Annotated in this window: 1 pseudogene; it reads right to left on the minus strand. The window is 51.1% G+C overall.

Annotated elements, in window-relative coordinates:
• Positions 1–33 precede the first annotated feature (33 nt).
• A pseudogene (locus ACTHUE_RS20235) lies at positions 34–476 on the minus strand (hypothetical protein); the annotation flags it as partial.

Here is a 476-nt window from a genome sequence, read left to right on the forward strand (position 1 = left end):
GGTTACTACTTTCGTTTCAGACGGCCTTGCCAATTAATCTACTGCGTTTTCAAACAAGAAACCGCACGCACTACCCACCACAGCCGCTTTGCGGATATCGGTATAACGGGCATATTCGACTTTGCCGCCAACTTCTTCATAACGGTCGACCACAGGCATACCACGGCGGCGGAAGGTATAGCCGAATGCAGGTTCGCCTTCGTCATTACCGTCTGAAACCAAATCTGGTCGAACAATCAGGCTGGCAAATTTACCCCAAACATCTTTGGTGGGTTTACCGGTTGCAACAGATGAAACAGCCTGACCGACAATGATGTCATCCAGTTCCAGCAGGTTTTTCAACTGCTCGACAGTCAACAGAGATTTACGATCATTGGCGGACAGAGAGGCGAGGAGAGCCTTATTGCGCTTGAGTTGAGACAATACGCTGGCACCTACTACCAATACGCCGGGGCGCACACCGCAAGCTGCACGGA

The organism is Neisseria sp. P0021.S005 (assembly GCF_051956955.1).